This window comes from Algoriphagus sp. TR-M9, assembly GCF_027594545.1.
Lineage (GTDB): Bacteria > Bacteroidota > Bacteroidia > Cytophagales > Cyclobacteriaceae > Algoriphagus > Algoriphagus halophytocola.
The window spans coordinates 3,856,832-3,870,469 of sequence record NZ_CP115160.1 but is presented as its reverse complement, the minus strand read 5'-3'; the positions used below and the strand labels follow the sequence as shown (position 1 = coordinate 3,870,469).

At 39.6% G+C, this 13,638-nt stretch carries 10 protein-coding genes; 5 read left to right on the top strand and 5 right to left on the bottom strand.

Translation table 11 applies throughout. The features are described 5' to 3' along the window. Positions 1-2 precede the first annotated feature (2 nt). From PBT90_RS16350 to PBT90_RS16340, 3 genes are read left to right on the top strand one after another with little or no spacing between them, the layout of a single operon-like run. Positions 3-2,441, top strand: a complete 2,439-nt coding sequence (locus tag PBT90_RS16350) for a DNA methyltransferase (protein ID WP_270130053.1) — start codon at positions 3-5, stop codon at positions 2,439-2,441. Positions 2,442-2,446: 5 nt separating this feature from the next. Continuing rightward, on the top strand, positions 2,447-3,886 hold the full coding sequence (locus tag PBT90_RS16345; protein ID WP_270130051.1) for a PglZ domain-containing protein: 1,440 nt from the start codon (positions 2,447-2,449) through the stop codon (positions 3,884-3,886). 53 nt (positions 3,887-3,939) lie between these two features. Next, a complete protein-coding gene (locus PBT90_RS16340; RefSeq protein ID WP_270130049.1) occupies positions 3,940-4,590 on the top strand; it encodes a hypothetical protein in 651 nt (216 codons plus the stop codon). 74 nt (positions 4,591-4,664) lie between these two features. On the opposite strand, the gene PBT90_RS16335 is transcribed toward PBT90_RS16340, so the two are convergent. The 3 genes from PBT90_RS16335 to PBT90_RS16325 are packed head-to-tail and all read right to left on the bottom strand — an operon-like array spanning position 4,665 to position 6,489. Continuing rightward, a complete protein-coding gene (locus tag PBT90_RS16335) occupies positions 4,665-5,255 on the bottom strand; it encodes a hypothetical protein (RefSeq protein ID WP_270130047.1) in 591 nt (196 codons plus the stop codon). A 7-nt stretch (positions 5,256-5,262) separates the two neighbouring features. After that, the gene (locus PBT90_RS16330; protein ID WP_270130045.1) at positions 5,263-5,592 is read right to left on the bottom strand and encodes an STAS-like domain-containing protein; all 330 of its coding nucleotides are present in this window, start codon (positions 5,590-5,592) and stop codon (positions 5,263-5,265) included. A gap of 48 nt (positions 5,593-5,640) precedes the next feature. Then, the gene (locus tag PBT90_RS16325; RefSeq protein ID WP_270130043.1) at positions 5,641-6,489 is read right to left on the bottom strand and encodes a hypothetical protein; all 849 of its coding nucleotides are present in this window, start codon (positions 6,487-6,489) and stop codon (positions 5,641-5,643) included. A 707-nt stretch (positions 6,490-7,196) separates the two neighbouring features. Here PBT90_RS16325 and PBT90_RS16320 point away from each other — a divergent pair. Together PBT90_RS16320 and PBT90_RS16315 are read left to right on the top strand one after the other, a co-directional pair. Next, positions 7,197-8,045, top strand: a complete 849-nt coding sequence (locus PBT90_RS16320) for a glycoside hydrolase family 16 protein (RefSeq protein WP_264807587.1) — start codon at positions 7,197-7,199, stop codon at positions 8,043-8,045. A gap of 334 nt (positions 8,046-8,379) precedes the next feature. Continuing rightward, positions 8,380-9,654 carry an alpha/beta hydrolase gene (locus tag PBT90_RS16315; protein WP_264807586.1) on the top strand — a complete coding sequence of 425 codons (1,275 nt, stop codon included), beginning with the start codon at positions 8,380-8,382 and terminating at the stop codon, positions 9,652-9,654. Positions 9,655-9,710: 56 nt separating this feature from the next. On the opposite strand, the gene PBT90_RS16310 is transcribed toward PBT90_RS16315, so the two are convergent. After that, entirely contained in the window at positions 9,711-12,056 is a 2,346-nt protein-coding gene (locus PBT90_RS16310; RefSeq protein WP_264807585.1) for a TonB-dependent receptor, read from the bottom strand. A gap of 86 nt (positions 12,057-12,142) precedes the next feature. Further along, positions 12,143-13,546, bottom strand: coding sequence for an alpha/beta hydrolase family protein (locus PBT90_RS16305; protein ID WP_264807584.1), 1,404 nt, complete (start codon positions 13,544-13,546; stop codon positions 12,143-12,145). Between the last annotated feature and the right edge of the window lie 92 nt (positions 13,547-13,638).

The window sequence follows — 13,638 nt, the reverse complement described above, 5'->3', positions numbered from 1 at the left end:
CTATGGATTATAAAGACGAACTTAGAAAGAGACTCCCCGAGCTAAAGAATATAGAAGGCTTTCCAATTGGTAGCGATGATGATATTATAAAACTTGCCCAAGCACCTTACTTTACTGCAGGTCCAAATCCATTTTTAGCTGAATTTATTTTGGAAAATGGAAAAGTATATGATCCTTCGAGTGATCGATATTTTAAGACAGCTTATAACGGTGATGTAGAAGAAGGTAAACGTCATCCTATTTACATGACGCACTCCTACCACACAAAGGTGCCTCATAAGGCAATTATGAAATACATTAAGCATTTTACAGAGCCAAATGACTTTGTTTTAGATGCATATTCAGGAAGTGGAATGACGGGAGTTGCAGCTCGACTTCTCAATAGAAACTCAATTCTCATTGATCTATCCCCTGCTGCTACATTTATTTCATACAACAACAACTATAGTCTCTTTGATTCGAATTATCTAATTGAATTACATAATATTTTAAAAGATGTAAAGAAGGAATGTAGAAAACTCTTCACCCTTCCCAACGGAGATTACATCAACTATGTAATATGGTCAGAAGTATATCAATGCCCAATTTGTAATTCCAAACTAACATTTTGGGATTCATTTGTTGATAAGGAAACTGAGAAAGTCAAGGATCTTGGTGAATGTACATCTTGTGGTGCTAAAGAAATCAGTAAAAGGTCCTTAGTTAAATCATTTAATCAAAGCGGTCAACCTGAAATGGTACCTGTTGAAGCCTCAATTTTAAAAGGAAAAACCAAATCAAGAAGGGCACTTACAGGAAGTGAAATAAATTTTCTATTAGAACAGGAAGAAACAATATCTATTCCTTATTGGTATCCAATAAATGAAATACCAGACGGATATAACTTAAGCCAACCTAAAAAATCAAATGGATTAACTAGGACTTCTGACTTCTATTTTAAGTCCACTCTTTATTGTTTATCGAAGTTTTGGGATTTAGCCTTAAAATCTTCAAACCAAAGTTTTGGCATGTTTTTCTGTACTTCAATTTTAGGGATGCGTTGTACAAAACGGATGCCCTATAGACCCAAAGGTTTGAGTGCAGGAGCAATAAACAATCTTTCAATCCCATCTTTGATTCAATCATACAACCCCATGGAAGTTGCTGAAAGAAAATTTAGTAAAAACTTTTCCAAAGCAATAATTAGGGAAAAATCAAATTCGGATACGTGTATATCAACGCAATCTGCAACTGATTTAAGTAATATTCCTTCTAATTCGATTGACTACATATTTACAGACCCTCCTTTCGGTTCGAACATTATGTATTCAGATATGAATTTTATTTGGGAGTCGTGGCTAAAAGTTTTGACCGGTATAGAGAAAGAAACTATAATTAACAAGAATCAATCAAAGGGTGATGAAGAATATTTAGACCTCCTTAGCAGCACTTTTAAAGAATATTTCAGAGTATTAAAGCCCAAAAGATGGATTACAGTAGAGTTTAATAATAGTAAATCTAAAATATGGAATACGATTAGAGATGCTATTAATAAGGCAGGATTTATAATATCTCAAGTTTCGGTTTTAGATAAAAAACTAGGTTCATTCAAGCAAGTATCATCAGACGCCAGTGTAGACAAAGACTTAATAATTTTTGCTTTCAAACCTGAAGAGAGCTTCAATAATAAAATCGTTCAATCTTCAAGTGGTCAAAATTTAGAACATGCGTTTATTGAACAGTATCTCAACCAACTAAGAATTGATTCATTTGTGGAAAGAACTGCCAAGTCACTCTATGCCAAATTAGTTGGTTTTTTTATCCAGCATGGTTTCGATCTGAATGTTGATGCTAAAGACTTTTACAACTCTCTTAGCTCAAGTTTTATTGAAGAAGATGGATTGTGGTTTACCTCTAGTCAACTTAATTCTTACATAGAATATAAGAAAGAAATGAAGTTAAAAGGGATGTCCGAAATCGTTCAAGGTCTAAATTCTTTATTTGTAATAGATGAAAGCTCCGCAATTGTTTGGCTCTTCAATTTGTTGTCAGAGCCTAAAAAGTTTTCAGATATATCAATCACCTACAATCAAATAGTTGATTTTCAAGGTGACCAAGTGCCTGAGCTTCGTGATTTATTAGAAGAAAACTTTGTGTTTGAAGGTGGCTTGTACCGCAGACCTAAGTCAAAAGAAGAACACAATCAAATCACAGAGAAGCGTCAAAAGCACCTTTGGAAAGAGTTTGAGACCATACTTATTCAGGCACAAACCGAGAGTAAGAAAATCAAAGAAGTACGAAAAGAAGCCCTTACCTACGGTTTTGAGCGTTGCTACAAAGACAAGCGATTTAAGGATATTCTCACCATTGCATCCAAGCTGCATCCTTCCATTTTAGAAAACAATGGAGAGTTGGCAGATTTTGTTGAAGCAGCAGAAATTCAGGTAGACGGTTTAGCCTAAGTTCTATGTTGTGGCAAGATGCAATCCATACCGCTTTAAGCCTTGATAATGGTCAGCCAAAGGTAATATCAGACTATACGGGCGTGTTGCTGCATGATAGCTTTACAGGCTATCTGCAAACGCATGGCATCAGCTGTCAGCTTTGCCATACCGTAGCGGATATGTTGCCTTTGAGCAATAAATCTGAGCCACAAATCATACTTACCACCGTTGAGAATGTTCCTACATTCATCTGCAACGATAGAGAATGTAAATCCTTCCAATATAAAGACCTGCCCATCAATGGAGATGCTTACAAGGCTTTGAAACAATTCAGTACGGAGCAAGTCATTCAGCTATTGGAAGTAGTTTATCTTTCAAATAGACACAACCCAATCAACAAAAGCCATATTGATACGCTCTTGGCTAAAGCCAATCGCTTACAATCTGAGAAGCAGTTCAATGCTTTATTGGAGCAGCTCAATCAATTGGTTATAGAAGAGCCAAGCATCAATTCCTTAACTGAAGCTAGTACGGTATTAGGTCAGCTCAACTACCTAAGTTATGCCTATGGCACAGCCATAGAGCAAGAAATCTATGAGCAGGTTGACCAGTGGAGCAAACCCTTTTTTGCGCAAAATGGCATGGATCAGATATTTTTTGCTTCTACACCAAAACGCCCATTATCAGTTGATAAAATCATTCCCCATCTAAAAGCTAATAACCATGAGAAGGTTGCCCTTCTATGTTTAGACTGCATGGGCTTTACAGAATGGAACCTACTCAAAGCGCATTTGGAATTAGATGAAGCAGAATTGGATGAAAAAGCTGTTTTTGCCATGTTGCCTTCGGTAACCAGCATTTCACGCATGGCCATTTATGAAGGCAAGCGAGAAGTGTACAACCACAAAGCACCGGGCAGACCTGCAGAAGCCAAAGCCTTAGCCAATAACTTTGCAACACAGCACACCACCTATTTAACCGAAAGCGATACCATCACCGCAGACAAGCTACTTGGTTATGATGTGGTTTCCGTTCTCTACAACTTCTTTGATGAATTAGCACATGCAGTTCAGTTTCCACCAGGATTAGAAGACAAAACACCTTACCTGAATGCAGCCAAAGACTACTTGCAGAAAAGCAGTATCAAGCAAGACATTCAGTTACTCAAAGAAGAAGGCTATGCCGTTTACCTCTGCTCAGATCATGGCTCCATAGTCGCCAAAGGCAATGGCAAACGCATAGAAAAATACCTGATTGATGGCTTTGCCAAAAGAGCTGTCATCATTAAGGCAGACAATTCGGAATTGTTGGATATGGAACAAATCAACATTCCATTCGAGAACGATAAAAAAGTGGTTCTACCTGAAGGCAGAACCATGTTTACATACAAAGACAAAATTGAAGTGAACCACGGGGGCATCACCTTAGAAGAGATGATAGTCCCTTTTATAAAATTGAATTGATGTTGGGATACGACAGACCACTAAAACCAGAGTGGATATACAAATCGCTCCGCATGGTAGAACCGGGAAGAAAACCCGAAGAGTTCTATGATGCCTACAATGATATTGCTACTGAATTAACAGGAAAGGACGGGAGAAGAAAGACAAGAACAGTATTGTTCAGAACCTTCATTTACAGTTTTCAGGAAAGCAAATCCACCATTGAAGACAACATACTCATCCAATTGAGCAAGCAGCATGATTACGAATACATGAAGCCCATTTACATGGCCATGTTTATCATGCACTACGATATTTTGAAGTCCTTCACCAAAACCTATTTCCAAATCTTTGATGCATCCCAAGAAATCAGTTCTACTGCCCTCACCAAAAAGATGACAGAATCATTTGGTGATTCAGAGATTGTGAAGCGTTCCACAAGGGCGTTTCTCAAAACGCTATCGGACTTCCACATCATTGAACCAATTACCAAAACCAGTTACGAGCAACTAAACAAAGCCACAATATCAAAAGAACAGGTGGCAGACATTCTAAAGCTCTATGCGGTGGTAAACCATACCAAACAAGTAAATATTGGTGAGTTCGATAAGGCAATCCTTGCCTTCTACGATGCACCACTACTCTCGGATGTAGCTAATTCGTTTCATGCTAAAGACTGGGAATACATTAAGGGACACAACAGAGAACTGTTAATGATGTCTTAGGCTGTCAATCGTCCCTTTTTTAAATAGGATGAAAAATTGATTTAATAGTTTATTGTAACTGTAAAAAAAGCTATTTAGCTCCTTGAGTTTTTCAATAACCATTGATTCTCAGTAAATATTTCAATATCACTAAAATCAAAATCACCATCGTCAGTAATAATTGTCAGGGAATGATCCAACGACATTTCGTAATAAATATAATCGTTGAAATCAGAATTTGATGGGTAATTTTTAGACAAATACTCAAAATTGAAATCATACAATTTGTCTAGAAATACTAAATTAGGAATGTAGCTTTCTATATCAGATTTGACTCTTTCTAATGTATTGTAATATTGAGTTGTATTCCTGAAATTCTTTTTTAAACTAAGCTTTAAAATTTTATCCCTTTCTGAGGAGTCACTTTCCCTTGCTAAAAGTTCATTTTTGTAATCATCAAAAGAATTTCGTATCAAGGCATTAAGGACTTCTGAAAAAACTAAGGAATGAGTCCATATTTTATGGCCTCCTGCTAAAAGTTTATCAACAAAATTAATATAGACTGATTCTTTCTTGTTTGGAGAGAAAATTGCTCCAAGTGAAAATATCCAAACATTTGCATCTAAAAAGTATTGCTTTTTGGGGTCTAGCTTCTGATTAGAAAGCTGAGAAATATTTAAGGCCATTTTGAATTTATGCGTTTTCGAGAAAATCCCTCATTGCATCTTCTCTAGCTTCTCTTCTCCCTTTGTTTAAAGCAGTATCTTTAACCCAATCAATTTTACTTAAAATACCGGCATCTGCATTTTTTATTTGCATCTTTTCAACTGCCTCAGGTGAATTCATTAGAACTTTCCCAATTGAGGCATTTAAAAAAGCAGTTGTACTTGTAGAAATTCCGTCAAAATTCAATGTAAATTGGCCATTTTCGACCAGTTCTTCCATTATTGCACCAAAGACTTTCAATCCATCAGAGTGAAGGATTGCAATTTTCTTTCCTAGTATTTCAGCGAGATTAATCATGGGAGCGCAAAAGTATAAAAATTTTTATAATAATGAGCTTAATGTCATCTATTTACACGAGAATTCCAAATTAATTGTTGTGCCTGGAAATTTTTCCATTTCCCAATGTTTAAAAATTCCAGCGCCATTTGTCCAACAAACCCCATCAGTGAGAATTTGAAAAATGTGCCCATGTTCTTCACAATATAACTTTAACCTACTTAATCCTGAACCGCCAATAGCATCTATTTTGGTTGTATTTCCATCTTCGAGAGCCCAATTTATTGCATCCAATGGAGATTGAATACGGCTTCCTAAAAACTCTCCAATCGGTTCATAAAATCCAATTCCTAAATCAACAAGAGTAAACTTTAAAACCTTCTTTTTAGGGTAAAATTGGCCACATGCAAAAACAGGATCATTTGTCCTTGCATGTAATCCAATGTTTGAGAAAATCTCGCAAAAATGATCAATAATATCATCTCTAATTTGCGGCATTTTATGAAAGGCCTTATTAGAGAACAAAAAATTTTCTAAAAAATGGAAAAATTTTTCGTCTGAGTCTGGAGTGAACCTAGTTAATCTCACAGCGGAGCTATTTGAATTAATTTCTCCTAACTCTTCCCCTGTTAATTTTACGAATCCATTCCTAATAAAAATTTCGAACCTACCTTTAATTTCATTGTGGTCAATATAAAATGTGTGTCCCGCCTCTTTATTTAATAAATAGAATATTGCGTCGAGACTTGCACAAAGATTTGCATCAATAAATTCAATGTGCTTTAAATCAAGCAATAGGTTAGATGGTGGTAAAGCTTTAAAAGCATTGTATAAATTGATAAGAGCTCTGAAACTTGTAGGGCCGGAATGTAAATTTTGAAGAATTTGGAATTCTGTAAATTCAATTTGACCCTTCATGGAAATATGTTCATTGTATTAACTTTAAAAAAAAGAGTTTTGTCGTAGAGAGGGTATCGTTGAAAAAATTTAATGAAACTAGATTTATATTGCTTTGTGAGCATGTTTGGGAAAGAATTTGAATAGAGGGCAAGCCGAAATTACAAAATATTGTATTATTTTCCGAGAAGGACTTTTGAATTAAATTTGCCAATCGAATCAATTAAAAGAAATTAAAATTCGTACACCTCGTACGGCTCGTACCCCTCGTACCGTACGAATTGTACGAGGCTAAATTGAGATTCTAAACCATTCAAATTACTTCAATCTGGTGACAGCTCAAATACCTTCAAATTTGCAGGAAATTCAAAGGTTCGTTTTCTAGTTTTGACCCTAGCTAAAATAGGTTCGTTTTCTGATTTCACATCAAAAAGAAAAAAGATCATTCAAAAATTAGAAACATAAAAAGTGGCTATATGGCGTTTAAACACATGTTTTGAGAGGTTCGAAATGGTTCAATTCAAATAAATTTAAAAAAGTAAATGCAAAATGAACCTGTCCCCCTTTTTGTCCCCCCTTTTCTTATAAGTCACTGAAAATCAATTGAAGTTTGTAGCGCTGTTCCCGCTACATTGAAGGACACTAGAAATGGTGTCCTTTTTTTTGTGCCTTCTTTATTCCTTTATATTTGGCTCATGAAGTTTCATTTGTTTACCTGTCTTTTTTTCATGGTAAATCTGTTAGGGGGAGATTCTCAAAAGCAGCATAAATCGTTTCGCGAGGATTTTTCCAAAGCTAAATCCAAGTTTTTCAGCTATGGTTCTACTGGAACTACCGCCGATTTTAAATCCAACTTGGGCGTAGAATCACGCTCTGAAGCAGGTACTAAGGTTCTATCGTTCAAATTGGACCCCGAGGAACAAGCAGGCCCAGGAAAGGGACCTGAGATTATTTCAAAGAAGTTTACACACTTTGGCACTTACGCAGCTCGACTCAAAGTCCCAGATGTGCGGCAACAGCAACCTAATGTTGGAGCTGTAGCCGGATATTTTACTTATCACGAAAATGAGCAGGAAGGTCTGAGTGAAATTGATTTTGAGTGGCTCCTTGCAGATCCTAGGATCATCTATGTGGGCACCTGGACCGGACAGGCAGGCAGGCTGCAGCGAATTGGAAGAATTATTAACTTGGCTGAGGGTGAAATTCTAGAGACTATCTCTAAAGTCAATTATGATGGTGAGCCTACAGCGCTTACTGGCTTGCAAAATATGCCTGAAGTGGTTTCTGCTATTTCAGACTACGATGCTTCTTCCGGATTTTACACTTATGGGTTCGATTGGAATCCGGAGAGAATTCGCTGGTGGATGCTTCATCCAAGCACTGGCGATACCCTAGTACTATGGGATTATCAGGGTTCTCAGCTTGGGATTCCTCAGCATGCCTCCAAGTATAGAATGAACTTTTGGCATACCCAAGACTGGGCAGTTGAGGGAAATCCACATTCTCTGGAAAAACCTAAGTTTCGATACGAACTAGAGGTGGATTGGATGGAGTATCGTACGCTAGATAAACCGTAATAAGTAGCCTGCACTGGGTAGCCCTGCCTAGCAGAACTTACAGAATTGCCTTGGGATGCTATGGGTTTTGGGGATTTCCGATTATTGCCAGTTAAAAAAAACAATGCATTATAAAGTCTGGTTTAGCAGAGGATTTAGCGTGCTTGGGCTTTCTGTTTTACGATTAGGAGTGCTAAGGTGTCTCGTTCCTGGAAAGAGGGTGGATGGTCAGATTTGCTTTTCATGCAACATGATTTCAAAATGTGAAGTGTTAATTTTTATAAATATCTGAAAGTCAAGGTTTCAATTCTGCTGATTTGTGATTAAATTTTAGTTCAATAAAACTGTTTGTCCTATGAAAAAGTGCATCCCCTTCCTTGTTGTTGTTATTCTGAGCTATTCTTCCATCGCCTTGGCCCAATCAAGCTCTACTCAGCAGGTAGCTGTGGCAGGAATTCAAATCAAAACTAAAACTGCGGGACTATTAGAAAGGATGCCTCAGCAACCTGTAGTGATATTGGAAGCTGGAAGTGGGAAAACTTTGAGTACTTGGAATCAGGTTTTTGCTCAGATAGCAGCATTTTCTCCTGTACTCGCTTACGATAGGTCTGGTTTGGGTGAGTCCACTTCTTCTGGGGAGCAACCTAGTGTATCCAGTAGGGTGAAGGAATTGAAGTACCTATTGGAAGCCATGAATATTGCCCCTCCATATATTTTGGTGGGAAGTGATTTAGGAAATTTGTTCATCAGGGAGTATGCCAGTACCTATCAAGATGAAGTAGAAGGTATGGTTTATGTAGATCCATTAGTGGATACTGATAATTTGGAAGGGATCAGACAAGCGCTTCAGGATACTAATCTGGATCAGGAACTCCTGGCAGAGAAGTATTTGGATTTTCAAAAAATGTGGTCGATTGGTGGGCAAGAAGTCGCAAATCAAGAGCGTGAACTATTAATCCATTTGATTTCAGCAAATCAATTGGAATGGTCTTCCCAAAAGTTGCCTGAAGTTCCGTCCTCTGTGATTCTAGCCAGAAGAAGCACCGTTTTTCCAATGAAAGAGGGCATGCCTATAGATCCCGAGGAATTTGTTCAAAAGATGCTTGCTGATAAAGTGGAGTTTTTGAATAAATACACCCTAGATCATCCCGAATATACTTTAACCCTTACCTCTGGATCGGTGAATGCACTTCCTATACAGGAGCCAACTCTGATCGCCCAGTCTGTGCGTCAGGTGCTATATGCTGACCCCCATAGGAAACTGGTAAGAGCTGCCAAGGTAAAGGATGCTGAAGTATACGCAGCATACGTAGCTGCCATGCAAAATTACATGCCTGCATCCCTGCTTTCGGAGCGAGATCTCAACATGCTTGGGTATAGTTTGATGCGCTTTGATTTATACGAACAAGCTTTGGTACTATTTCAAAATAACCTGAACCAGCATCCCGAATCTGCCAATGGCTATGACTCTATGGGGGATGGATTGATGGCTTTGGGTAGGGTGAAGGAGGCTGTGCCACTGTATCAAAAAGCCGTAGAGATAGGCTCCCAAAAGCCACATAATGATTATGAACTATTCAAAAAGAATTTGGCCAAAGGCAAAGCTCTCCTAGCTGAAATGGAGCCTTAAAGCAGAGTCACCTTTGGCCGGGGAAAATTAAAGCATATTGAGCTTATAGCTAAAGATTAAAACTCTACTCGATAACTTAAAATAGGAATCAAAGGAGCCTGGTAAGATGTTTTGATTTCATTGCTCATAGGCTCAAAGTATTGACCATATACATTTTTTCTATTGCTGGCATTTTGAATATCCAGAGCCCAGATCCTGGTGGATTTGGGTTTGTTTTTTGTGAGACTCAACCGTAGATCTGCTCTGAAGTAATTTGGGTTTTTCATTTCATACGCTTGATTTTCCAGATATACCCCTTCGCCTTTGGCTATGGATGCATCCAAGTCAAATGGAGTATCTCTCAGTCCGCCGCTGTATATTACCCTCAGATTCACTCCGAATACCCGATTTTTTTTCCATTCGTATTCTTTTCCAGCAGTCAGGGTCATATTGAAATTACCGTTGTAAGCAGTATTTCTCCAAATCTCCTCATTGGTTTTATACAGAGAATTATACAGTGAGCCAGAGAGAAGAAAGTATAGGCCATTATGAGTGAACTGCTCCAGGGTCAGTTCTACTCCGTAGTTTTTTCCATATCCCTCGTTCACTAATGGATCCGTGGCAAAAGTCCACTGCTGATTGATAATGGAGTAGCTTTCGTCTGCTTCACTTCGGATAGGGATCTGGAAAAGGTGCTGGTAGTACGTTTCTACTTTCAATCTCAGGTGTGGACTGAGTGAGCGATCATAGCCTAGCACAAAATGATGTGACTTACTTAGATCAAGATTCTTGTTTGGAAGGGTGATCTCTCCGTTTTTGTCCTGCTCCGCAAAGTAGGTTCCGAGTGGTTGCACTTGGGAATGCAGGCCATAGCCAAGGCTTACCCGCTGTTTTTCATCCAAAGCGTATGAAGTACCGATCCGAGGTTCTACAGAGTTGGAATTATTCAATAGCAGTTGAATGTAGTGGAGACCAAGGTTAAAGGTGAGACGCTCATTTGCCCGGTAGTTTAGCTGGGAAAAAGCCTGGACACTTTGCGTGTTCCCCTTAGAGTTGATGTTGGTTTGCAGGGTTTGGGTTTCCTCAGCAAAGTCATCTTCCCGAAGATTGTAATAGAGCTGGTTGACATAGAATCCGCTCCGCAAAGCTGCTTTCGCAGATACTTTGGTGTTCAGTACAGCGCTCAAGGTGATCTTGGAGTTGCTGTAATTTTCATAAAACCTATCCTGGAAATTCAGATTATCATCAAGCCTGTTCTCCGTGGTCCCTATGGCATTTCCAGAAGCCAGGAGCGTGGTTTGGAGGAAGTTTTGTGCATTGACTATGTAGGAGTGCTTTGCGCCAATGGCTCCAGTATTGGAGAAAAATGTACCTCCATACCTATCGCCTTCGGACTCCCATGCCAGAGAATCCTTTTCGGCATTTCCATCTTGGTCACTCAGACCTCCAAAACCGAAAATGGTAATGGTACTTTTAGGTCCGGTAGGGAGAAAAACGTTGAAGGATAAATCCTGAAAATTGGTCACAAAATCACCTAAAGGCAATCCGATTTTAGAAAGTAAGGAAAGTGTAGAATACCGGTAATTGACCAGATATGACCCCTTGTAGCCTTGGGCGATGGGACCCTCCGCTGCTATATCCACTCCCAGAAAGCCTGCTTGCAAGGTGAATTCTTGGTTTTCGTTATTCCCTTTCCTTAGGTTCAGGTCGAATACACCCGAAAGCGCATTGCCATACTCTGCCGGAAAAGCACCCGTTAAAAAGTCGGAGTTGGACAAAAGCTGGGAACTCAAGATTGAAACTCCACCGCCTGAGGTACCTGGGTTTACAAAATGGTTGGGGTTTGGGATGTCAATTCCTTCCATTCTCCATAGCAATCCATTGGGGCTGTTGCCCCGGATAGAAATGTTGTTGTTCCCATCATCTGTGCCGGTGACTCCAGAAAACGAGGTGACCATTCTGCCGGGATCATTTACTGCAGCAGCAAACTTGCGGGTGTCTTCTACGGAGAAAGTTCTTCCGCTGACCTGTACCATTTCATTGATGGTGCGGTCTTTTTCATTGGCTGTTACCACCACTTCTTGGATTTGAGTAATATCCTCTTCTATGGGTATGCTGAGCACTACTTCCTTTCCGGAGTTTACCTTGATATTGGGCAAAATGATTTCTTTGAAACCAATAAAGCTGACCTTTAAAGTATAGGTGCCAACCGGTAAATCTTCTAATTTGAATTCACCCGAGGAATCAGAAGTGGTACCAATCAAAGGGTCGGATCCCAGAATCATCACCGTTGCCCCTGGCATGGGAGCGTTGGTGATTTGGTCGACTATGCTTCCGCGAATAGTTTGTGTGAGATCCTGAGCGGATAGAGATTGGATGGTAACTAGTAGTAGTGCAAAAAGTATTTTGGCAGTAGGCTTCATCTTAACTGAGTTTGTTTTCAGCTAAGACATGAAGGTTGAAGCTTACCCCTAGTGCAGTTCAAAAAAAACTATAAAACTGACTGCTTTTACTCTACTCTTTCTTTGATCCAGCTTAGCACCACTTCCATAGCCGCGGGAGCAAAAGTCTGATCAATACTGGCATATTCACTGGGAGCTCCGGTGTTAGCTTCTTGGAATAAATGATTTAGTCCAGCTAATTCTACTGTGGTGATATCTGGATTTCCGCCTTTTTCCAAAGCGGCTTTTATTGCTCCTAAGTTTTCTTTGGGCGGAACTTGAAGATCTTTTTCCCCATTGATAGCCAAGACGGGGCAAGTCACCTTTTCTAAGGAGATGCTGGGATCATATTTGATAAAAGATGACATCCAGGGGCTGGTCAATTGCTTTACCTGTGCTGTTACAAAATCTGCTTCAGTCATTCCATTGGGTACATTTTCCGGAGGAATATTCCTATATACCTGGGTCATGTAGGCTGCGATTTCCTGCTGTAGCTCTTTTTCGCTCAGGTCCTTGAGCATGATCTCAAAAGCTTGACGACTGATCATGTCATTTTCCTCCAGCTGGGCAGGGGTCATTCCTGCTGCTTTTCCGATCAATGCTTGCTGGAGTAAAAGCAATTGATCACCGCGGATACCTGTGCCTGCAAGCAATACGATAAAATCCACATCCTGCGGATTGGAATTTGCGACCATAGGAGCGATGATCCCGCCTTCACTATGGCCTATAAGTCCGATTTGGGCGGGGTTGATCTCTTTTCTGGTTTTCAGGTAATCAACCGCAGCCGCTACATCTGTGGCGAAATCTATACTGGTGGCTGCCGTAAAATTACCTTCAGAACTGGCCGTTCCCCTATCGTCAAATCGAAGTACGGCAATGCCGTTTCTAGTTAAGAAATCCGACAAAACTAAAAAGGGTTTATGCCCCATCAATTCTTCATTTCTATTCTGTGGACCGCTGCCTGAAATCAAAATTACTGCGGGGAAATTACCTCCTTCTTTAGGTAATGTGAGGGTGCCGGCTAGTTTGATTCCGGCTTCTTTATTTTCAAAAAACAAATCTTCCGAGTGATAGCCGTAAGGCTTCGTGGGCTCCTGAGGTCGCTTGACTTCTTCAGACTGCACTTCACTTCGACTCAAATTCATCGGGAAGGTCTGACCCGCTTGTTTGAATACCCCTATGATGATACTGTCCTCACCCAGTGTTCCTTCATATTGGATATTTGCGTTGGTAATCGAGATTTTTATGACATCGTTTTCAAAGCTGGTGGAAGTGACAGGAATCCCAAATGCAGCCTGGTCTGGACTGTCCATGGTCGATTTATAGCCTTCGTCGGTCTTTTCGATGTGAAAAACAAGACGCAGCTGGGTGCCTTGGACTCTCAGCGCTCCATTCCACTGCCCGGTGATGTCCTGTGCGAAAGATGAAAAAGTGAAAATGCAAAGGATAAGAACTAACAGAAAATTTTTCATGGGTAACAGGTTGGCTAAAACTTTAAGAATGGATAAATAAAAGTAAAAGAAACGGATTGCCAAAATGGGATCAAGAATACTAGATGGACAGT

What these genes read in the sequence shown, in the direction of transcription:
- PBT90_RS16350 (WP_270130053.1), top strand. Translation starts at nt 3, where the DNA reads ATGGATTATAAAGACGAACTTAGAAAGAGACTCCCCGAGCTAAAGAAT.
- PBT90_RS16345 (WP_270130051.1), top strand. Translation starts at nt 2,447, where the DNA reads ATGTTGTGGCAAGATGCAATCCATACCGCTTTAAGCCTTGATAATGGT.
- PBT90_RS16340 (WP_270130049.1), top strand. Translation starts at nt 3,940, where the DNA reads ATGGTAGAACCGGGAAGAAAACCCGAAGAGTTCTATGATGCCTACAAT.
- PBT90_RS16335 (WP_270130047.1), bottom strand. Translation starts at nt 5,255, where the DNA reads ATGGCCTTAAATATTTCTCAGCTTTCTAATCAGAAGCTAGACCCCAAA.
- PBT90_RS16330 (WP_270130045.1), bottom strand. Translation starts at nt 5,592, where the DNA reads ATGATTAATCTCGCTGAAATACTAGGAAAGAAAATTGCAATCCTTCAC.
- PBT90_RS16325 (WP_270130043.1), bottom strand. Translation starts at nt 6,489, where the DNA reads ATGAAGGGTCAAATTGAATTTACAGAATTCCAAATTCTTCAAAATTTA.
- PBT90_RS16320 (WP_264807587.1), top strand. Translation starts at nt 7,197, where the DNA reads ATGGTAAATCTGTTAGGGGGAGATTCTCAAAAGCAGCATAAATCGTTT.
- PBT90_RS16315 (WP_264807586.1), top strand. Translation starts at nt 8,380, where the DNA reads ATGAAAAAGTGCATCCCCTTCCTTGTTGTTGTTATTCTGAGCTATTCT.
- PBT90_RS16310 (WP_264807585.1), bottom strand. Translation starts at nt 12,056, where the DNA reads ATGAAGCCTACTGCCAAAATACTTTTTGCACTACTACTAGTTACCATC.
- PBT90_RS16305 (WP_264807584.1), bottom strand. Translation starts at nt 13,546, where the DNA reads ATGAAAAATTTTCTGTTAGTTCTTATCCTTTGCATTTTCACTTTTTCA.